21 protein-coding genes are annotated in these 20,014 nt (G+C 38.3%); 20 read left to right on the top strand and 1 reads right to left on the bottom strand.

Translation table 11 applies throughout. The features are described from left to right. Positions 1-19: 19 nt before the first annotated feature. The 15 genes from ftsL to VEIS1202513_RS04350 all read left to right on the top strand — a co-directional run bounded on the left by ftsL (position 20) and on the right by VEIS1202513_RS04350 (position 15,860). Entirely contained in the window at positions 20-424 is a 405-nt protein-coding gene (gene ftsL, locus VEIS1202513_RS04420; RefSeq protein ID WP_060924202.1) for a cell division protein FtsL, read from the top strand. Between the two features lie 55 nt (positions 425-479). Beyond that, positions 480-1,964 (top strand): UDP-N-acetylmuramoyl-L-alanyl-D-glutamate--2,6-diaminopimelate ligase, encoded by a 1,485-nt coding sequence (locus VEIS1202513_RS04415; protein WP_213467928.1) that lies wholly within the window; start codon positions 480-482, stop codon positions 1,962-1,964. A 1-nt stretch (position 1,965) separates the two neighbouring features. Continuing rightward, positions 1,966-3,324 (top strand): UDP-N-acetylmuramoyl-tripeptide--D-alanyl-D-alanine ligase, encoded by a 1,359-nt coding sequence (locus tag VEIS1202513_RS04410; protein WP_213467927.1) that lies wholly within the window; start codon positions 1,966-1,968, stop codon positions 3,322-3,324. Between the two features lie 58 nt (positions 3,325-3,382). Further along, a complete protein-coding gene (gene mraY, locus VEIS1202513_RS04405; protein WP_213467926.1) occupies positions 3,383-4,369 on the top strand; it encodes a phospho-N-acetylmuramoyl-pentapeptide-transferase in 987 nt (328 codons plus the stop codon). 84 nt (positions 4,370-4,453) lie between these two features. Further along, a complete protein-coding gene (gene murD / locus VEIS1202513_RS04400) occupies positions 4,454-5,824 on the top strand; it encodes a UDP-N-acetylmuramoyl-L-alanine--D-glutamate ligase (protein WP_213467925.1) in 1,371 nt (456 codons plus the stop codon). Continuing rightward, on the top strand, positions 5,824-6,933 hold the full coding sequence (gene murG / locus VEIS1202513_RS04395; RefSeq protein ID WP_024065460.1) for an undecaprenyldiphospho-muramoylpentapeptide beta-N-acetylglucosaminyltransferase: 1,110 nt from the start codon (positions 5,824-5,826) through the stop codon (positions 6,931-6,933). Before murD ends, murG begins: the two co-directional genes overlap by 1 nt. A 14-nt stretch (positions 6,934-6,947) precedes the next feature. Next, positions 6,948-8,330 carry a UDP-N-acetylmuramate--L-alanine ligase gene (murC, locus tag VEIS1202513_RS04390; RefSeq protein ID WP_024065459.1) on the top strand — a complete coding sequence of 461 codons (1,383 nt, stop codon included), beginning with the start codon at positions 6,948-6,950 and terminating at the stop codon, positions 8,328-8,330. Beyond that, the gene (locus tag VEIS1202513_RS04385; protein WP_213467924.1) at positions 8,327-9,259 is read left to right on the top strand and encodes a D-alanine--D-alanine ligase family protein; all 933 of its coding nucleotides are present in this window, start codon (positions 8,327-8,329) and stop codon (positions 9,257-9,259) included. The genes murC and VEIS1202513_RS04385 overlap by 4 nt, the downstream gene beginning before the upstream one ends. A gap of 27 nt (positions 9,260-9,286) precedes the next feature. Beyond that, positions 9,287-10,144 (top strand): cell division protein FtsQ/DivIB, encoded by an 858-nt coding sequence (locus VEIS1202513_RS04380; protein WP_024065457.1) that lies wholly within the window; start codon positions 9,287-9,289, stop codon positions 10,142-10,144. A gap of 23 nt (positions 10,145-10,167) precedes the next feature. After that, on the top strand, positions 10,168-10,863 hold the full coding sequence (locus tag VEIS1202513_RS04375) for a DUF881 domain-containing protein (protein ID WP_024065456.1): 696 nt from the start codon (positions 10,168-10,170) through the stop codon (positions 10,861-10,863). After that, the gene (locus VEIS1202513_RS04370; protein ID WP_213467923.1) at positions 10,860-11,204 is read left to right on the top strand and encodes a small basic family protein; all 345 of its coding nucleotides are present in this window, start codon (positions 10,860-10,862) and stop codon (positions 11,202-11,204) included. Before VEIS1202513_RS04375 ends, VEIS1202513_RS04370 begins: the two co-directional genes overlap by 4 nt. Positions 11,205-11,342: 138 nt before the next feature. Further along, complete coding sequence (ftsZ, locus tag VEIS1202513_RS04365; RefSeq protein WP_129823114.1) at positions 11,343-12,386, top strand: cell division protein FtsZ; 1,044 nt, start codon at positions 11,343-11,345, stop codon at positions 12,384-12,386. 81 nt (positions 12,387-12,467) lie between these two features. Continuing rightward, positions 12,468-13,037: an outer membrane beta-barrel protein gene (locus tag VEIS1202513_RS04360; protein ID WP_024064722.1), complete on the top strand. Its 570-nt coding sequence runs from the start codon at positions 12,468-12,470 to the stop codon at positions 13,035-13,037. Positions 13,038-13,278: 241 nt separating this feature from the next. Then, positions 13,279-14,526, top strand: a complete 1,248-nt coding sequence (locus VEIS1202513_RS04355; protein WP_213467922.1) for an aminotransferase class I/II-fold pyridoxal phosphate-dependent enzyme — start codon at positions 13,279-13,281, stop codon at positions 14,524-14,526. Between the two features lie 221 nt (positions 14,527-14,747). After that, positions 14,748-15,860 (top strand): IS1249 family transposase, encoded by a 1,113-nt coding sequence (locus tag VEIS1202513_RS04350; protein ID WP_105085552.1) that lies wholly within the window; start codon positions 14,748-14,750, stop codon positions 15,858-15,860. A 64-nt stretch (positions 15,861-15,924) separates the two neighbouring features. Here VEIS1202513_RS04350 and VEIS1202513_RS04345 read toward each other — a convergent pair whose 3' ends face one another. After that, on the bottom strand, positions 15,925-16,194 hold the full coding sequence (locus VEIS1202513_RS04345) for a DUF896 domain-containing protein (protein ID WP_105098329.1): 270 nt from the start codon (positions 16,192-16,194) through the stop codon (positions 15,925-15,927). 123 nt (positions 16,195-16,317) lie between these two features. Between VEIS1202513_RS04345 and nth the strand changes: the two genes are divergently transcribed. The 5 genes from nth (at position 16,318) to VEIS1202513_RS04320 (ending at position 20,014) form a co-directional block, all read left to right on the top strand. Next, positions 16,318-16,953, top strand: coding sequence for an endonuclease III (nth, locus tag VEIS1202513_RS04340; RefSeq protein WP_213467921.1), 636 nt, complete (start codon positions 16,318-16,320; stop codon positions 16,951-16,953). 1 nt (position 16,954) lies between these two features. Continuing rightward, entirely contained in the window at positions 16,955-18,394 is a 1,440-nt protein-coding gene (locus VEIS1202513_RS04335) for a hypothetical protein (protein ID WP_213467920.1), read from the top strand. A 110-nt stretch (positions 18,395-18,504) separates the two neighbouring features. After that, a complete protein-coding gene (locus VEIS1202513_RS04330; protein WP_005386267.1) occupies positions 18,505-18,774 on the top strand; it encodes a YdbC family protein in 270 nt (89 codons plus the stop codon). Positions 18,775-18,853: 79 nt separating this feature from the next. After that, entirely contained in the window at positions 18,854-19,051 is a 198-nt protein-coding gene (gene rpmE, locus VEIS1202513_RS04325) for a 50S ribosomal protein L31 (protein ID WP_004696185.1), read from the top strand. A gap of 57 nt (positions 19,052-19,108) precedes the next feature. Continuing rightward, entirely contained in the window at positions 19,109-20,014 is a 906-nt protein-coding gene (locus tag VEIS1202513_RS04320; protein WP_213467919.1) for a DUF1385 domain-containing protein, read from the top strand.

The following is a 20,014-nucleotide window of genomic DNA, read 5'->3' as shown; positions in this document are numbered from 1 at the left end:
TTGGAAGGGGTTAGTATTTATGTTAGCGAGAAAGGCTGTTGTGGGCCAAGTAAAAAGCGATGTGTTGGTCGCTTCACAAGGGAGAAAACGTAGTGCAAGTGTGGCTCTAGATTTGAGTCCTATGATGTGGCAAGTTGTATATGGTATTGCTGCATTGGTTGCATTTTTGCTTATTATGATGGTTATGAATGCGTACAGCACAAAATTGGGCTACGAAGTAGTTAAAACACAGCAAGCTGTAGTACAATTAACAAAAGATAATGATGCTTTGGATGTTGAAGTGGCTTCCTTGAAGTCTCCCGTTCGTATCCAACAAATCGCAGAACAACAACTAGGGATGGTTTTGCCTGATTCTTTTGTTTATAGCACAAAAAGCGCTGTTACTGAACGCACTGTACAAGAGAAACAGCAAATTATAGACTAGCAGGCAAAGCAGCTCGTATTGGGCTGCTTTCCTTTGCGTGTAAAGGAGATTGTATATGAAACAATTACAAGATATAATAAAAACCTTGCAAACAACGCATGTAGAAGGTAATACAGCTGTTAAAGTATTAGATATTACAGCTGATTCTCGGGCTGTAAAAGTAGGCAGTTTATTTATTGCTTTAGATGGTGCCACTGTAGATGGTCATAATTATGTAAATAAAGCCGTAGAAGCTGGTGCAGTAGCAGTAATTGTATCTAAACCAGTAGAGGTAAGTGGTGATGTTTGTGTTATCACTGTAGAAGACACTCGTAAAGCTATGATGGCATGCGTGCCGTATTTCTTTGATTACCCAGCAAATTCCATGCGTATGATTGGCGTTACTGGTACGAATGGTAAAACGACTACAACGCATATGATTCGTCATATTTTGAAAGCTCAAGGTCATAAAGTGGGCGTTATTGGTACTGTTCATATTATGATTGGTGATACAACATATCCAATTCATAATACGACACCTGATGTAGTAGATTTGCAACATATTCTTCATCAAATGGTAGAGGAAGGTGTTACACATTGCGTAATGGAAGTTTCTTCACACGCATTGGCGTTGGGGCGAGTTTCTGGTGTTGAATATGATACAGCGGTATTTACAAACTTAACACAAGATCATTTGGACTTTCACAAGACCTTTGAAAATTATTTGGCAGCTAAGTGTAAATTATTTGAACAAGTTAGCGCACCTAATCAAACTAAATCTGGTAAAGGGGCTATCATTAATATCGATGACGAATATGGCCATCGTATAATTGAGAAAACAACGGCACCTATCATTACTTACAGTATTGATGGTAAAGGTACGTTGAATGCTCATGATGTAGAAATGACACCTAAGTCTAGCCGTTATACTGTCTCTTATGATGGCCATGACTATACAGTAGCTATGAATACCACAGGTTTATTTAATGTATATAATACTTTGGCTGCTATTGGTGCTTGTCTATTAGAAGGCATATCTATGGAAGATATAGATAAAGCATTGAAAACATTTAGCGCTGTGCCTGGCCGTTTTGAGCTCATTGAAGAAGGTCAACCATTTGCTGTGGTTGTAGATTATGCACATACACCAGATGGGCTAGAAAACATTCTACAAACTGCAAAGGCTATTCAAGAAAATCGCATTATTGTAGTCTTTGGTTGTGGTGGTGACCGAGATGCGACAAAACGCCCTATCATGGGTCGTATTGCTGCACAATATGGTGATGTAGTATATGTAACATCTGATAATCCTCGTACAGAGGATCCTGTACAAATTGTAAAAGATGTGGAAGCAGGCGTTAAAGAAGGCCTTCGTGAAGGCTCTTATTATGAAGTAATCGTTGATCGTCGGGAAGCGATTCAACATGCAATACAAAATGCAAAACCTGGGGATATTGTACTAATTGCTGGTAAGGGGCATGAGGATTACCAAATCTTAAAGGATAAAACGATTCATTTTGATGATCGTGAAGAGGCGCGAGCAGCCCTCAAGGAGATCTAATATGGCAGAATTTACATTGTCTCAAGTGGTAGAAGCCACAGAAGGGACGAGTACACATACCGAAAATATTAAGTTCTTAGATGTATCTACTGATACAAGAACGATTGAATCAGGCTTTTTGTTTGTAGCCTTAAAAGGTGATACCTTTGATGGTCATGATTTTATCAATACGGCCATTGAAAAGGGTGCTACAGGTGCTATTGTAGAAAAAGGTCGTGCCGTAGAAGGTATTGTTTGTATTGAGGTAGAAAATACCTTGGTAGCATACCAAAACTTGGCACGTTATCATCGCCGTCGTTTTGATATTCCTGTAGTGGCTATTACTGGTTCTTCTGGTAAGACTACAACAAAGGAAATGGTGGCCGCTGTACTTGGTACAGAATTTAATGTTTTGAAAACTGAAAAAAACTTTAATAATGAAATTGGTTTGCCAAAAACATTGTTGCGCTTAACTGCAGAACATCAAGCATGTGTTGTAGAGATGGGCATGCGTGGCCTTGGTCAAATTGAAGAGCTTGCATTGATTGCGGAACCAACTATGGGCATTATTACCAATGTTGGTACTAGCCATATTGAGTTGCTAGGCTCTCGTGAAGCCATTGCAGAAGCTAAAGGTGAATTAATTCGTTGTTTGCCTGAAAATAGTGTGGCTATTCTCAATGAAGATGATCCATATGTTAAGGCTATGGATAGCCTTGCTAAAGGTAAAACTATTACTTATGGTATTGAACGCAACGCTACTTGTATTGGTAGCCATTTGCGTTATAAAAAAGACGGTATTAAGTTTACTTGCAAATGTTATGACGAAGTCTTCGATATCTTCTTACCTATGATTGGTGAACACAATGTATATGATGCATTGGCAGCAATTGTAGCTGGTCGTGTTTTGGGGATTAAATCCAACACCATTCGTAAAGGCTTAAGCGAGTTTACTGGCACTCCTATGCGCCAAGAAATCGTACCATTTGAAGATATTGTTATCTTAAATGATGCATATAATGCAAATCCTTCCTCTATGGCTGAAGCGATTAAAGCATTAGGTCAACTAGAAGGTAAACGTAAAATCGCTATGCTTGGTGATATGCTTGAGCTTGGTGATTATACTGAACAGGCGCATCGTGAAATTGGTCAATTGCTTGCTGAAGAAGGCTATAGTGTAGTATTCACATTTGGTGATGCTGCGGCCTTCATCGCTAAGGAAGCAAAAAAAGCAGGTTTAACTACATTCCGTTGTAATAGCCATTTGGAAATGGCTAATGCCTATAGCGATATTCGTGAAAAAGGGGATGTTATCCTTGTCAAAGGTTCCCGAGGTTTGCGAATGGAACGGGTTGTTGAAGAGTTAAAAGATCGGGAATAAAAGGTTGCGGCTAGTTATATCTAGCCGTCATCTGTTTATTAATGAGTAGAGGGTTCATATGATATATCATATTCTATTAGCCTTTGTAGTGACCTTTATCATTACAGTAGTGCTAGGTAAAATTGCTATTCCTATGTTGCGTTCTTTACACGCACAACAAAGTATTCGTGAAGAAGGTCCAGAAAGTCATCAAGCGAAAGCGGGTACGCCAACAATGGGGGGTGCTTTCATGATGATCGCCCTTGTTCTTGGTGTTGCTATTTTCGCACCATGGAATGTAGGTACAGGCATGTTATTGTTTTTAACATTGGGCCATTGTTTATTGGGATTCTTTGATGACTTTGTAAAAGCCGTTAAAAAACGTAATCTTGGCTTAACAGCTAAGCAAAAATTGCTAGGTCAATTTATTTTGGCGGCCATATTCTGTTACTGTATTACTGAAATTATGGTTATTCCTACCACATTGTGGATTCCTGTAGCAGATGTACATCTTCAACTAGGTTGGGCTTATTATGTTTTGGCATTTTTAATTATCGTAGGTGCTACAAACGCAGTAAATCTTACAGATGGTCTTGATGGTTTGGCTAGTGGTACCTCTGCTGTAGCCGCCATTGCTTTCTCCGTGATTGGTCTTATGGCTGCATCTACAACAAACTCTATTGGTGCTGAAAGCGTTGCTTACTTTGGCGCCATTGTAGCCGCTGTATGCCTTGGTTTCTTGGTATACAATGTAAACCCTGCGAAGGTGTTCATGGGGGATACTGGATCCTTAGCTTTAGGTGGTGCTTTTGCGGCTATGGCTATTTTGACTAAAACAGAATTGCTACTCGTTGTAATTGGTGGCATTTTTGTTATGGAAGCATTGTCCGTTATTATTCAAGTTATATCCTTTAAAACTCGTGGTGTACGCGTATTTAAAATGAGCCCAATTCACCATCATTTTGAGTTGTCTGGTTGGGCTGAGCAAACTGTTGTTAATCGCTTCTGGTTTGGTGGCGCTGTATTAGCTGTTGTTGGCGTCGTTTTAGCGACTATAACTTTGTAAGATAATACTTAACGGAACACGCAAATAATGGTATGCTTATAAGATAGGAATACGTTATTTTTGTTGATAATTTAGGTGATATAGATGGAATACGGAGATAAACATATACTTGTTCTTGGCGCTGGTGCCAGCGGTATAGGCGCATCTTGGGTATTAGCTCAAGTTGGGGCCCATGTAGTGTTAAATGATTATAAGCCTGTTACACTGCCTGCAGATGAGGAAAAAAGACTTGTATCAGCAGGTGTAGATATTATTACAGGTAGACAAGATGAATCCTTGCTTGATGGCGTGGATCGCATTGTTATTTCTCCAGGTATTTCTCTAGATATTCCCATTGTAAAAGCCGCTCAAGCTCGTGGTATTGATGTGGTTAGTGAAGTAGAAGTAGCTTATGAGTTATCTAAATCGCCAATTGTAGCCGTTACAGGTACAAATGGTAAGACCACTACTACAACATTATTAACTAAGGTATTGGAAGGAACTGGAAAGCCAGTTCGCGTTGGTGGTAATATCGGCGATTCTCTTAGTGAAGTAGCTTATTCCATGCCAGCAGATGGTTTTTTGGTAGCTGAGTTATCCAGCTATCAACTAGAAACAATTAAGCATTTTAGACCGATTGGTGCTATTATGCTCAATATTACACCAGATCATTTAGCTCGTCATAAGACAATGGAAAATTATATTGCTGCGAAGGAACGCATCTTTGAAAATCAATTGAGCACAGATTTTATGGTGCTTAATATTGATGATCCTATTGTAGCCGACATGAAACATCGTGCACCTAGCCATATCCTTGAAATTAGTCAACATCAAGTGGTTTCAAATGGTGCTTACTATGATAAAGGACAATGTTATGTAACAAAGAATGGTATAGCAACACCTGTTATTGGTAGTGCTGATATCCACATTCCAGGTAGCCATAATATTGAAAATATTTTAACTGTTATCGCTTTAGCTTATGCGTTAGGTGTGCCGGTAGAAACCATTCATCGTATTATAAGCGAGTTCCATGGTGTTGAACACCGATTAGAACGAGTTAAAACTCTTGATGGAATTACATTCTATAATGATTCTAAAGCTACTAATGTAGATTCTGTTGTAAAAGCATTGGAATCCTTTAATCAATCCGTTATTTTATTAGCTGGTGGTCATGATAAAATGACTCCGTTAGAAGACTTTATGCAGCTTGTTAAAGATCATACAAAAGCTGTTATCTTTATGGGGGAAGCGGCGGATCGATTTGAAGCTGCTGCAAAAGAGGCTGGTGTTCAGCCTATTTATAGAGCTTCTTCTATGAAAGATGCTGTAGAACAGGGTTATAAATTGGCTACCCAAGGTGATATTGTATTATTATCGCCAGCTTGTTCAAGTTTTGATTGGTATAGCTGTTTTGAAGAACGTGGCGATGATTTTAAAAACTGTGTTCATATGTTGCAAGAAGGGAGACACCATTAATGAAACGTATCATTATTTCAGGTGGTGGCACTGGTGGACATATATACCCAGCAATAACTATATATAAGGAAATTATGAAACAGAACCCTGATGCACAGGTTTTATATGTAGGAACGGAAAGGGGCTTAGAGGCTACCTTAGTGCCTAAAGAAGGCATTGAATTTACTACATTACCTGTACAAGGTTTGCAACGTAAATTATCTTTTGGTACGTTGGTGACGTTAGGCAAGACTGCTTTTTCTCTTGTGAAAGCTAATGCAATCATTTCCAACTTTAAGCCTGATGTAGTTATTGGTACGGGTGGTTATGTTTGTGGTCCTATTCTTATGGCCGCAGCATTGCGCAATATTCCAACGTTGATACAGGAACAAAATGTCATTGCAGGCATTACAAATAAAATTTTAAGCCGTTTTGTTGATGTAGTTGCTATGGGCTACAAGGATGCAGAATCATCTTTTTCAAAGGCAAAACGCGTAGTATATACTGGTAATCCAGTACGTCCTGATGTATTAGTTGATACTAGGGAAGATGGACGTAATTATTTTAATTTAAGTGATGATACGTTCACCGTTCTTATAGCTGGTGGTTCTCGTGGGGCGAGAACTATCAATAATGCTATGATTGATGTACATAAGCATTTTCAAGGAACAGAAGGAATTAAATTAATCCATATTACAGGGGATGGGGAATATCAATCTGTGTTATCTCAGCTTGGTATTACCGATGGTGATGGTTTAGGTGATTCCTCATTGATCTTGCCATATTTGCACGATATGCCAAAAGCATTGGCGGCAGCTGATTTAGCAGTCTTTAGGTCTGGTGCTATCGGTCTTGCTGAACTAGCAGTTCGAGGTATTCCGTCTGTATTGGTACCATATCCATACGCAGCGGAAGATCATCAAACCTATAATGCCCGTATTTTTGTTCAAGAAGGGGCAGCGCATATGATTGTTGATCAAATGTTAAGTGCCCATGATTTGATAGGGGAAATTGAAATGTTTATGGCCAATCGTGATTTATTGTCACAAATGGGAGAACGAGCGTTGCAGTTAGGTAAACCTAATGCGGCTCATGATATTGCAAAGTTAGCATTATCTATTGCAAAGTAACAAGGAGAGGTTTTATGTTAGACGGTATTCATAAGATTCATCTTATTGGTATAGGTGGGTCTGGCATGCGTGCTATAGCGAATATTTTAATTCAAAAAGGTTATGACGTATCTGGTTCAGATGTAGCTGATTCTGCAGTTATTGAAAAGTTCAGAAATATGGGCGCTACAGTTCATATTGGTCATAATAAAGATTATGTAAAAGGCGTTGATGCTGTAGTTCGTTCTACGGCTATTCGCGAAGATAACCCTGAAATTGTAGCTGCTAAAGAGCAAGGTATTAAAATTTTACACCGTTCCGATATTGTAAAAGCTGTGTTAGACGTAACAGATGGCATTGCAGTAGCTGGTGCTCACGGTAAAACTTCCACTACATCCATGATTGGTCAAATTTTAGTAGAAGCAGAAGCTGATCCAACAGTTATTATCGGTGGTGAAGTAGATTATTTAAAAGGTAGTAGTTGTCTAGGTAAAGGCCATTTCTCTGTAGTTGAAGCAGATGAAAGTGATGGGTCTTTCTTGAAACTACGCCCACATACTATTGTTATTACTAACATTGAAGATGATCACATGGATCACTACAAAACAATGGATAATTTGTTAAATGCATTTTGTGAGTTTGTCGAAACGTTACCAGAATCTGGCAAAGCGATCGTATGTGGAGATAATGAGAATATTCGTTATGTTATGAGCCGTGTAAATCGTAATTTCATTACATATGGCTTAAGTGATAATAATGATTATGTAGCTAAAAATATTCACTATGTAGACTCTACTTTGGTATATGATGTATACCATAATGGTGTGAATGTTGAGCGCATTCGCTTACGAGTTCCTGGTGAACATAATGTATTGAATTCCTTGGCTGCCTTTGTTGTTGCTCATGATTGCTGCGGTGTAGAAACGCGCATTATCACTAAAGGTTTAGGTAAGTTTATCGGTGCAAAACGTCGTTTCGAAACAAAAGGTCACGTAGCAGGTGTGTGGGTTGTTGATGACTATGCTCATCATCCTACAGAAATTAAAGCAACATTGAAAGCAGCAAAAGAGTTGGAAAAACATCGTGTTATCTGTGTATTCCAGCCACATCGCTTTACTCGCACAAGCTTGTTAAAGGATGAATTTGCTACTGCTTTCACAAGCGCTGATGAAGTATATATGACAGATATTTATAGCTCTGGTGAAGATCCAATCCCTGGTATTGATGGCAATACGATTCCAAATGCTATTAAAGCGGCCACAGGTCAAGATGTAAATTATGTACCATCTGTTGACGATTTGCCTGAGGTATTAGCGAAAATAGTAAGACCTAACGACCTAGTTATCACCATGGGTGCAGGTTCTATTAATCAATATGGGCCAAAATTATTAGCTATATTGGAGGAAGGCTTACAATGAAAGATAAAAAAATAATCGTATTAATGGGTGGTCCTTCCAAAGAGGCTGAAGTATCTCGTCGTACTGGCGCTGCTATTGCAGAAGCACTTGAAAGCAAAGGTTATAATGCCCAAACTTTAGAACTCAATCCGCGCACTGTATTAAAAGATATTGAAGACTTAGGTGGCGAGGTTGTATTTAATGCAATTCATGGTCGTTACGGCGAAGATGGTGCGCTGCAAGGCCTATTAGAAATGGCTGAAATTCCATACACTGGGTCAGGTATTATGGCTCATGCAGTAGGTATGAATAAAAAAGTAAGTAAAGATGTATTTAAAGGTGCCAATATTCCTACTGCGGCATCCGAGTCCTTTAATGGTAATCTTGAATCTGCAGAAGCTATTATTGAACATATTCGTAAGGATTTTACAATTCCAGTAGTTGTGAAGTCTGCTACGCAAGGTTCTAGCATTGGGGTTACTATTGTTCGCGATGAAGCACAGTTAGAAGAGGCTGTAACGGAAGCTCTAAAATATGACCCTATTCTTGTGGTAGAACAATTTCTTGATGGTCGTGAATTTACAGTATCTGTTTTAGATGGTAAAGCATTGTCTGTTATTGAAATTCGTCCACATTCTGGTGAATATGATTACAAGAGTAAGTACACTGTAGGTGCTACTGAGTATTTAGTGCCAGCGCCTATTAGTGCAGAAATGACTGATGAAATGCAACGGATTGGGGAACTTGTGTATCGTGAAGTACAAGGCAGTGGGGTAATTCGTGTTGATGTTATGACAGACCATGCAGATAATATGTATGTTCTTGAATACAATACTGTGCCTGGTATGACAGCAACATCTTTAGTACCAAAAGCAGCAAAAGAAATGGGAATTGACTTCCCAACATTATGTGAAAAAATTCTATTAACAGCTAGTATAGGGAAATTTTAAGGGCTAATAGAAGATAAGGAGTTAACTATGGATGATAAGCAAAACCATCCATCCAACTCTGGGGAGATGCAGTCTTCTACACCTGTTCGTGATGAACGGGCTGTATTTAGAAAACGAGTGTTAAAAATCGGTGGTGCAGTTACTCTCGTGTTGGTGGGGTTGTTTACACTACCTATTCCTTTTGGATCCTTAAAAGTTACTGGATCGGATAAGGTAACTGTACAAGATGTAATGGTAGCTGGTGATATTCATGAACCTGTTAATATATTGCAGATTAGTACAGAAAAATTAAAAACTAGATTATCGAAAGATTTACGTGTTGAAGAGGCTCAAATTAGCTATCAGTTGCCACTGACAATGGTGGTAAATGTAGTAGAACGCAAGGCAGTTGCAGTCGTACCGGCCCAGTTTGGATACTTAACCCTTGATAGTAAGGGACAAGTGATCGCATCTGAGCCAGCTATACAAGACACATCTGTTCCTATGATTTCTGGTGTGAAAGCTGGAAATATACTATTAGGTGATACGGTAGTAGATAAACCGATATTGGCAGCCCTTGAATATTTGAACTCACTCGATGAGGAGACATTCAAGAATATTGCAGAGGTTAATATTGGAGATCCTGATGCGATAATGGCATATACTGTATCAGGTGTACAGATTCGACTGGGGGATGGCAAAGACTTAGCTAAAAAAGCAGAGCTAACCCAGTCGATGTTACAAGATATTAAAAAGACACATGGTAATGTACAGTATATAGATGTCAATGTTTCATCGCCGTACATTAAAACCGATGTGATGCCAGAAGTTAAAAAGCATCAGAATGGAGCACCGACTACAGAAAATTCATCTACTAAGAAGGATGATAAAAAACAAGATAGATAAGGTCATGTTGAATATAAAGGTAGATGATTGTCGTGAGACACGAACGGTGGGCAATTGCCATAGTCAGCTGTATATTAGGGTTCATGGTTGTTACCCAATATAAGATGACTCAAGATAATATAGAAGAAAATATTCGCTTACAACGAACTGGCGATTTGGCGGTACAATTGAGAGAGGCCCAGAGTGAACGTGATGCTTTGTTAAAGCAAATTGAGTCACTAAAAAAATCTGGTGCCAATGGCGGTGGTAAAGCTGATGAACAGCTCATGATGAAAGCGGCTTTAACTAATGTTAAAGGGCCGGGCGTTAGTGTGTTGATTGAAGATAGCTTAAAGCCTGTACAAAGTGGAGAAAACCCCAATTTGTATGTAATTCATGATGAAGATATTCTAAGAATTGTTAATGAATTACGGGCTGGTGGGGCTGAAGCGATAGCTATTAATGATCAACGCCTCATAGGAACGTCTGAAATACGATGTTCAGGCCCGACTATTACTGTAAATGGGAAGGTCTTTGGAGCTCCCTTTACGGTGAAAGCTATTGGAGATCCAAAGACATTAAATTCTGCGCTCACTATGCGCGGTGGTGTAGTAGATTCACTTAAACATTGGGGAATAAAGGTAACTATAAAGCAAGAAGAGGATGTAGCGATTCCTGCTTTCACAGGTACTTTTAGAGAAGAACATATGAAGCCTAATGAGTTAGGAGGTAAAGAATGAATATCTATATCTTTGCCATCATTGGCCTAATTATAGGGGCTATCTTAGGATGGGTAGCACCACTTCATATCCCCGCTAGTTATTCGAACTATACTTCTGTAGCTGTTCTAGCAGCTTTAGATGCAGTATTTGGTGGCAGTCGAGCAGCATTGGAAAGAACCTTTGATCTCAGTAACTTTGTCATTGGGTTCTTTTCAAATATGGTATTAGCTGTTATTCTTGTATATGTTGGTGATTTAATAGGCATTAACCTATACTATGTGGCCCTTATTGGATTTGGGTTACGTGTATTTATTAATGTAGGCGCTATACGCAAAATAATTATGACTAAGCGGTTCTAATAAATCCCATTCTATATAGTGGAAAGTTTTCAAATTTTAGTGTAAAATAAATGTAATTGTTATAAGATAGTCAGTATATAAATCGATACATTGGGACGTATATTGATACAATAGATAACGATAAGAGGAGGAAGTTCAATGTCTGATTTTGCAAATATTAAAGTTATCGGTGTTGGTGGCGGCGGTAATAACGCTGTTAATCGTATGGTTGATAACCAAATTAAAGGTGTTCAATTTTTAGCCGTTAATACAGAAAACCAAGTGCTTGAATTGTCTAAAGCGGATGTAACAATTCAAATCGGTGAAAAAGTTACTAAAGGCCTTGGTGCTGGTGCTAACCCACAAATCGGTGAAGAAGCAGCTCAAGAAAGCCGTGAAGAAATTACTAAAGCTCTTGAAGGTGCTGATATGGTATTCGTAACTGCTGGTATGGGCGGTGGTACTGGTACTGGTGCTGCTCCAATCGTAGCTGAATGTGCTAAAGAAGTTGGTGCATTAACAGTTGGCGTTGTAACTAAACCTTTCGCATTTGAAGGCAAACGTCGTCGTGCTGCGGCAGAAAAAGGCATTGAGTTCTTGACTCAAAAAGTTGATACAATTATCGTTATTCCTAATGACAAATTGTTACAAGTTGTAGATAAAAAATGTTCCGTATCTGATGCATTCAGCAAAGCTGATGAAGTTCTTCGTCAAGGTATCAAAGGTATTTCCGATTTGATCCAAATTCCTGGTTTAATCAATCTTGACTTTGCAGACGTTAAAACTATCATGACTAATCAAGGCGAAGCTTTGATGGGTATTGGTGAAGGTACAGGTGAAAACCGTGCTGCAGACGCTGCAAAAATGGCTATCAATAGCCCATTGTTGGAAACTTCCATTGATGGTGCAAAAGGCATCTTGCTCAACATTTCTGGTAGCTCCGAATTGGGTATTTTTGAAGTAAACGAAGCTGCTCAAATTATTTCTGATGCAGCAGACCCTGATGCAAATATCATCTTCGGTTCTGTTATCGATGAAAGCTTGGGCGATAAAGTTCAAGTTACTGTTGTAGCAACTGGTTTTGGCAATAACGCTAAAAGCGTACCAGAATTCGGTAAAACAACTACTACATCTCGTCCAGCATCCACTACAACAACAACTAACAGCGGTATCCCAGATATCCCTGTATTCATGAAACGCTAATTTATAGAGTGTATAATCAAAACATTCGTAAATAAGTAACTTAGTAAGACATATCTTGAGATATGTGTATAGGAGGTACAAATGAAGAAATTAGTATTATTAACTCTAGCAGCTACAGTTGTGGCAGGTAGTGCATTTGCAGCGGCACCTGTAACAAAAATTAGCGACGGTTCCACTAAAGTACAAGCTGATTATGCGTTTAAACAACATGTATCTAAAGGTGGCGGCAATAGCAACGACGGTTTCGGTGTTTCTTTGCAACACGATCTTTCCAATAAAACTGCTGTTCAATATTCTTATGATAAATTGAATGCAAAAAATGGGGACATTAAAGATCATCAATTAGCATTAGTTTATAAAGTGCATCCAAACGTAAACGTATATGGTGCTGGTACTGCAATTCGTACAAATGATACAGAATTAGGTTTCCAAGCTGGTGTTATTGGTCATGTGCCATTGACAGAAAAAGTAAACGGCTTTGCTAAAGCTGGTTGGGGTAACGATATTAAACAAACTTACCAAGTAGGTGCTCAATATGAAGTTCGCCCTGATGTAGACTTGAACGTATACTATGGCTATGATAAATATAGCGTAAACAGCAACGATAAAACTGCAAAAGGTTTACACGCTGGTGTAGGCTACTCCTTCTAAGGATATCAAAGACCACTCTAATGAGTGGTCTTTTTTTTATAAATACTAGCATATGATTTATAAAAATATTTTATATAGGATATTGTATATATCCTATATACCTTAGCTTTTTTATAATTCAGATTGTAATTAGTATTTTTTCTTATGTATACAATATATTTTTAAATACTCATTGTATAATTAAATAAGTTTAGGTATGATAAATATGTAATAATTCATTTTAGATAGGATGGTGCAAGTTATGACAAGTGTTGCTGCAAAGCATGCAAAAGGGAAAAAACTTAAAGATGTAATCTTTGTAACTGCTGGCCAAGCCCAAGCTGATGCTAAAGAAAATGGTCGCGAGAACGTTGTTAATGGTACATTAGGTGCGATTTATGATGAAGATGGTAAATTAGTATTCCTTAAAACCGTTAAGGACGAATATTTAAGTCTTCCAGATTCTGAACATATTGGTTATGCTCCGATTGCAGGTGTACCTGAGTTCCTTGCTGCTGCAGAGGCGGAATGCTTTGGACAATCTCGTCCAGAAGGTCATATTCGTAGTATTGCTACTACAGGTGGTACAGGCGGTATTCATCACTTAGTTCATAACTATACAGAACCTGGTGATGAGGTGTTGACTGCTGATTGGTACTGGGGTGCCTATCGTATACTTTGTAGCGATGTAGGTCGTACACTTGTTACCTATTCTCTATTTGATGAACATAATAACTTTAACCATGAAGCGTTCCAAAATCGTGTAAATGAATTAGCTGCGAAACAAACAAATGTGGTAATTTTGTTTAATACACCTGGTAATAACCCAACAGGTTACTCTATAGAGGACAAAGATTGGGAATCTATCCTTAACTTCTTGAAAGAACTCGTTGCTATAGGCCGTAATAATGTAATCATTGGCATTGATGTTGCATACCTTGATTATTCTGGTGAAAAAGAAGAGGTTCGTGCATTCTTTAGTAAATTCAGTCATTTGCCAAAAGAAATCCTTACATGTGTTTGCTATAGCTTGTCTAAAGGCTTCACTATGTATGGGCAACGTGTAGGTGCCTTGATTGGTATTTCTGATGATGAAGAAATTGCTGATGAATTCTTAGAAATCAACAAATCTACAAGCCGTGCTACATGGTCTAATATATGCCGGCCTGCAATGCGTACAATGGCAAATATTGTAGCTGATCCAGCTAAGTTTAAAGCTTATGAAGATGAACGTAATTGCTATTATCAATTGATTCGCGATCGTGCTGATATATTTAAACAAGAAGCAGCACGAGTTGGTCTTCCTATGTTGCCATATCGCGGTGGTTTCTTTATTACGATTCCTACAGATTCTGCTAATGCTATCTGTGAAGAGTTGAAAAAAGAACATATCTATGTTATCGCTTTAGCTAACGGTATTCGCATAGCTGCCTGTGGTATTCCTAAATTCCAAATGACAGGACTAGCTGAAAAAATTTATAATGCTATGAAACGACTCGGCAAATTATAATTTATGCTGTTGCTAATACTAAAAGGCTTATAGGACAAAAAGTGTGTGTAAAAACCCTTATAACACTAGATATTTACTAGTGTTATAAGGGTTTAATCTTTTTTTGGAGAAGTTTGAGGGTGGACAAAAAGTGTGGGTGAAAACATCAATTAACCCTTGTAATTACTGACTAAAATGAGGTTATATCTTCCTATATATAAACAAATATGGAGGAAGAGTTTATGCGACAAATAAAATGTCCTGATTGTAATGAAACATGCATTAAACACGGTGTTTTAAAATCTGGTTCTCAGCGTTGGTTTTGCAAACATTGTAAGGTGGCATTTACCGTTAAAATTAATAATTTAAGTAAAGAGTTAAGCCTATTCTTGAATTGGTTATTCAGCACCAATATTCAAGCTGATATGCCTGGTAAAGGTCGTACATTCAGGCGTAAAACCGCTAAATTTTGGTCCATATGGCCATTGCCACCAAAAGTGGAAGAAGTACATGATGTGGTATATCTTGATGGAATTTACTTAGCTAGGAATTTATGTGTTTTGATTTGTTGCAATGATACTCATGTTCTAGGATGGTATGTCTGTCGTTATGAGCATGCTAGAGCTTGGCAGTGTTTAATGGAACGGATTGCCGAACCTAAAGTTGTTGTGTCTGATGGTGCTAATGGTTTGCCTAAAGCATTACGTAAAGTTTGGCCTCATAGCAGTCACCAAAGATGCTTGTTTCACATTTTTTGTCAGGTTAGACGATATACGACAAGTAGACCTAAAACGTTAGCAGGAAAGGATCTTTATACTCTGGCTAAAGATTTATTTAATGTGAAAACAATGGATCAAGCTCTTGTATGGATTAATGAACTTTCAGCGTGGCGAATGACATATTCTGATTTTTTACGAGAAATGACGATTGATGAATTCGGAAACAAACGCTCTACACATGAGCGTTTGCTTAAAGCCGAATCATCATTATGGCGTCTGATTAGGCAACAAACTTTATTTACATTTTTGGAATGTATTGATATTACAGTACCTACAACAAATAATCGTATTGAAGGTGGAGTAAATGCTCAACTAAGAAGTATGTTACGATCTCATAGGGGCCTTTCACTTGAAAGAAGACTAAAAGCGGTCTATTGGTGGTGCTATATGCACTCACCAAGACCGCTTTCTATTTCAGATATATTAAATTGTATGCCTACAGATGAATCGATTGCTGCTATCTACAAACGGTTATCTGATTATTGCCAAATAGATCGCTCAATACCTCAATGGGGTGATGCTCCTGTTTGGAATGAGCTACATATGTCTACAGATTTTCCAACTTATTGGGATTAGTCACACACACTTTTTGTCCTATAACCCTACTAAAAGCCACTTGATATATATCAAGTGGCTTTTTTTAGTGGATATCTTTATGTTCTTTAATGTCTTGGTCAGCTTTTTTAGCCAAGTTTTCGAGCGCTTGTTTAGGAGCTGTACGTTCACCTGTTTCAGGATCCACGAATTCAACACGGTCCAATGTATCTGTGATTTGGCCTCGAATGAAGCTTAAGTAAATTTCATAAAGTTCTTTTTTTTCTGCTAATTCCTCTGGTGTGAGTTGTTGCCCAGATTTTTTCTTTGCTGCTAGTTCATTTATACGTTTTAATGTATCGTTAATATTGCTCATATTGACCTCCTGTATTCTATATTAGAATAACATGATTTATTATAACATAGAACTAAATGAATACGTATGGTAAGATATAAGTTGTACGCGTCTGTACTTTCACAAGTGAGAAAGGAGAGCTATATGCGTGTAACAAAAGCAATAAAGGCAGAGCAATTGAAATTATTGCAAGAGCATTATTTTGATGCAAAACCTGCCCTTGAGTATACAAATGAATTTGAATTATTAGTGGCAGTCGTATTATCTGCACAATGTACGGATGAAAGGGTTAATATCGTTACGAAACGATTGTTTCCTGAATTAAATCATCCTGCTAAAATGCTTGAAATAGGGGTTACAAAACTAGAAACCCTTATTAAAGACTGCGGTCTTTATAAGTCTAAAGCGAAAAATTTAATTGCTACCTGTCAAATCTTGGTAGAACAATACCATGGTGAGGTACCACGCGAATTTGATCAACTGGTAGAATTACCTGGCGTGGGTCGTAAAACGGCTAATGTGGTTGTGTCTGTATTGTTTGGCGCGCCAGCGATTGCTGTAGATACCCATGTATTCCGTGTGTCTAACCGATTAAAATTGGGGATTGCTAAAACACCAGAAGAGATGGAGAAGAAATTGCAAAAGGCTATCCCTAAAGAGGATTGGGCTGCTGCCCATCACTGGTTAATTTACCATGGCCGTAAATTATGTAAGGCTCGTAAGCCTTTATGTGAAGAATGTTTTTTAAATCATGTATGCCCTTCGGCGGGAAAGGTTTAATATGAAAGTAAATAACGAAGAATTTATTGCCCTTTGTGCTACTCATGGCATTGAAGGAATTGATATTGTAAATGAGTTAATGCGTTTTAAAGTACTAGATCAATTGATTTCTAGTAATGCTAGCTCCCGTGAGTGGGGCGTAACGGCAGATGATTTATATGCGTTAGCAGAAAAATCTACAGTAGAGTCTTTTGGTCCTGTTCCATATGATTTGAATACATTCCAAGCTCTATATGGTCCATCTTTTAGAGTGGAATTATTTGACTTCATTAGTGATACAGGTATTTTAGATGGTCTAGATGTTGGTACTATCTGGGAGACTCCTGTTCGTGAAAGTATCGAAGTCCATAGTAAAACGGGAGAACTCGTTCTATATGCGTATGTAGAAGAATACGCAGGTATGATTGAAGAAATCCTTCAATCTTATGAAGATAAAAAAGTTGTGCTTTATACGGCATCTCCAGTGTGCTATAGCATTTTGACACGTTTATATCCAATGGCGCAAATTATTAATCAATGGCCTCATCGTAGCTATTTTGACCATATCTTTACAGGTACGGTTGGCATGTTCCAATCCTCTGAAGATATTGTGGAAGAAGTGGCAAATGGACTACATAATCTTGTTCCAGAAGGGACTGCACAATTATTCTTACCTGCTACAATGGCACAAAACCAATTGGGCTTAAATAATATGGCATTACAATTCTTCTTGAATCAAAAGCGTGTAGAAGCGATTCGTGAATGGACTCCATTAGGGGCTTATGAAATTGTATATGGTAAATACGATGTTAAAAAGATGCGCGTTGGCCTTCGTGAACGCGTAGGGGATGAGTGGAAAACAATTAACTATATTCCATTGCCTCATGGCGTATTTGCTCAATTACCCGTATTCACAGTATTAAATTATGGCTTGTCTTTACGCTCTATTTTGCTACCAGGTGGTCAAACTGATGTAGCCTTAGGACAAGATGGTATTTACTGTATCGACAGCCGAGTTTCTGAATTAGGTCGTAATGCTCTTGTTGAAAATGGCGCTTATTTCCTTACATTTAAACGTCATGCCGATCATGTAGATGTAGATATTACTACAGAAGCACCAAAAGAGGACATTTATTGGATGTTCCCAGATGCTGAATTAGCCTATATGTGGTATGCATACTTCTGTAGCACTATTGGTCAAACATTGATTCAAGAAGTTTCCATGCTCGTTCAAACAGATGAGTCATTCGGTTATATGCTTAGCAGCGTACGCCGACGCGTATTAGATGTTAACGACGAGGCTCAACTAATCACATCTGTTCAAGCAGCTGATGAAGCGTATATCAAGGCTGTGACAGCAGCGACAGAAGATTGGAAATCTACAGTAGATGAATTAGGCGCTCAAGTTATGCCACCTACAACATCTATTGATATTGAAGATTATAGCGATTATAAAAACTAATTGTAAAAGTCCCATATTTAGTTTAAAATATATCGTATCCTAAAAAATATAAACTACTAAATATAGTAGGTATGAAACATACTACACGCATGTGTAAGAAAGGAGGATTCATGGCTGTTATTAATTTTGAAATCTTCAAAGTTATTGGTACTTTATCTGAAGATAAAGACGGTTGGAAAAAACAATTAACATGCACTAGCTGGGGCAAATATAATCCTAAGTTTGACCTTCGTGCTTGGGATAGTGAATATACAAGCATGAAAAAGGGTATTACCCTTTCTTTAGAGGAGCTCATCGCATTGCGTGACATCCTTAATGAAAGTGACTTAGAGACCATCCTAGCTGAGTCTATTGAAGAAAAACAAGCATCCAAGGAATAGTATTGGCAACTTGCATTTGTGCATATGTCATGCTATAATCTATAAGAATAATATTGATTGTCGGAAAGAGGTGTATAGAATGAAACAAGGTATTCATCCAGACTATAAAGAAGCTACAGTAACTTGCGGTTGTGGCAACACATTCAAAACTGGCTCTGTAAAAGAAGACCTTCGTGTAGACGTTTGCTCCAAATGCCATCCGTTCTTCACTGGTCAACAACGCGCAGCTCAAGCTCGTGGTCGTATTGAACAATTTAACAAACGTTACGGCAAATAATTTGTCATGTAATGTAGCATCTATTGGCAGGGCTATGGGCTCTGCCTCTATTTGTTTATGAGAGGAGCTCTTGTGAACACAGAACGTATTAAAAAGTTTGTCGGTGGACAAGCTGTGATCGAAGGTGTCATGATGAGGGGACCTGGTGTTACAGCAACAGCTGTACGAGAACCATCAGGAACCATTGTAGTTCAAAAAGAGCCTACAAAATCTATTGCTGACACATATCCAATTTTGAAAAAACCATTTCTTCGGGGCTGTGTAGCCCTCTATGAATCTCTAGTTATTGGCATGAAGGCATTGTCCTTCTCCGCTAAAGCCGCTGGCGATGAAGAGGAAGAAATGTCTAATAGTGAAATTGCCATTACTATGGTTATTTCCACCATATTTGCGATAGCTGTATTTTTGGCATTGCCTACCTTTATCGTAAAATTTATTCCTGGTGTACAGGATAATCATGTAGTATTAAATCTCATTGAAGGTGTCATTCGTTTAGTTCTTTTTCTACTCTACATTTGGGGTATTGGCCTTACGAAGGATATTCAACGAGTTTTCCAATATCATGGGGCAGAGCATAAAACAATTCATACCTATGAATTAGACTTGCCTCTTACTGTAGAAAACGTTCGTCAACAAAGTCGTTTACATGCTCGATGTGGTACAAACTTTTTACTCATCGTTATGGTAGTAAGTATCTTTGTATTTGCCTTTTTAGGTTGGCCTAATTTGTTAGAACGTATTCTGAGCCGCGTACTGCTTATGCCCGTAGTGGCAGGTATTGCGTACGAGGTTATTCGTCTTGCTGGTCGTAGTGAGCATTCCTTTGTGAAAGCTCTTATCAAACCAGGTCTTGCATTACAGTACATGACCACACGTGAACCAGAAGATGATCAAATTGAAGTCGCTATACGAGCTCTTGAAGAGGTTCGCCCTTCTGAGAGTGATGCATATGAAGAGGAATAA

The sequence above is a fragment of the Veillonella orientalis genome (assembly GCF_018406505.1).
GTDB lineage: Bacteria > Bacillota > Negativicutes > Veillonellales > Veillonellaceae > Veillonella > Veillonella nakazawae.
Note: the sequence above shows the minus strand (reverse complement) of the source record. Positions and strands in the feature narration are given on the sequence as shown.

What these genes read in the sequence shown, in the direction of transcription:
- ftsL (WP_060924202.1), top strand. Translation starts at nt 20, where the DNA reads ATGTTAGCGAGAAAGGCTGTTGTGGGCCAAGTAAAAAGCGATGTGTTG.
- VEIS1202513_RS04415 (WP_213467928.1), top strand. Translation starts at nt 480, where the DNA reads ATGAAACAATTACAAGATATAATAAAAACCTTGCAAACAACGCATGTA.
- VEIS1202513_RS04410 (WP_213467927.1), top strand. Translation starts at nt 1,966, where the DNA reads ATGGCAGAATTTACATTGTCTCAAGTGGTAGAAGCCACAGAAGGGACG.
- mraY (WP_213467926.1), top strand. Translation starts at nt 3,383, where the DNA reads ATGATATATCATATTCTATTAGCCTTTGTAGTGACCTTTATCATTACA.
- murD (WP_213467925.1), top strand. Translation starts at nt 4,454, where the DNA reads ATGGAATACGGAGATAAACATATACTTGTTCTTGGCGCTGGTGCCAGC.
- murG (WP_024065460.1), top strand. Translation starts at nt 5,824, where the DNA reads ATGAAACGTATCATTATTTCAGGTGGTGGCACTGGTGGACATATATAC.
- murC (WP_024065459.1), top strand. Translation starts at nt 6,948, where the DNA reads ATGTTAGACGGTATTCATAAGATTCATCTTATTGGTATAGGTGGGTCT.
- VEIS1202513_RS04385 (WP_213467924.1), top strand. Translation starts at nt 8,327, where the DNA reads ATGAAAGATAAAAAAATAATCGTATTAATGGGTGGTCCTTCCAAAGAG.
- VEIS1202513_RS04380 (WP_024065457.1), top strand. Translation starts at nt 9,287, where the DNA reads ATGGATGATAAGCAAAACCATCCATCCAACTCTGGGGAGATGCAGTCT.
- VEIS1202513_RS04375 (WP_024065456.1), top strand. Translation starts at nt 10,168, where the DNA reads ATGATTGTCGTGAGACACGAACGGTGGGCAATTGCCATAGTCAGCTGT.
- VEIS1202513_RS04370 (WP_213467923.1), top strand. Translation starts at nt 10,860, where the DNA reads ATGAATATCTATATCTTTGCCATCATTGGCCTAATTATAGGGGCTATC.
- ftsZ (WP_129823114.1), top strand. Translation starts at nt 11,343, where the DNA reads ATGTCTGATTTTGCAAATATTAAAGTTATCGGTGTTGGTGGCGGCGGT.
- VEIS1202513_RS04360 (WP_024064722.1), top strand. Translation starts at nt 12,468, where the DNA reads ATGAAGAAATTAGTATTATTAACTCTAGCAGCTACAGTTGTGGCAGGT.
- VEIS1202513_RS04355 (WP_213467922.1), top strand. Translation starts at nt 13,279, where the DNA reads ATGACAAGTGTTGCTGCAAAGCATGCAAAAGGGAAAAAACTTAAAGAT.
- VEIS1202513_RS04350 (WP_105085552.1), top strand. Translation starts at nt 14,748, where the DNA reads ATGCGACAAATAAAATGTCCTGATTGTAATGAAACATGCATTAAACAC.
- VEIS1202513_RS04345 (WP_105098329.1), bottom strand. Translation starts at nt 16,194, where the DNA reads ATGAGCAATATTAACGATACATTAAAACGTATAAATGAACTAGCAGCA.
- nth (WP_213467921.1), top strand. Translation starts at nt 16,318, where the DNA reads ATGCGTGTAACAAAAGCAATAAAGGCAGAGCAATTGAAATTATTGCAA.
- VEIS1202513_RS04335 (WP_213467920.1), top strand. Translation starts at nt 16,955, where the DNA reads ATGAAAGTAAATAACGAAGAATTTATTGCCCTTTGTGCTACTCATGGC.
- VEIS1202513_RS04330 (WP_005386267.1), top strand. Translation starts at nt 18,505, where the DNA reads ATGGCTGTTATTAATTTTGAAATCTTCAAAGTTATTGGTACTTTATCT.
- rpmE (WP_004696185.1), top strand. Translation starts at nt 18,854, where the DNA reads ATGAAACAAGGTATTCATCCAGACTATAAAGAAGCTACAGTAACTTGC.
- VEIS1202513_RS04320 (WP_213467919.1), top strand. Translation starts at nt 19,109, where the DNA reads ATGAGAGGAGCTCTTGTGAACACAGAACGTATTAAAAAGTTTGTCGGT.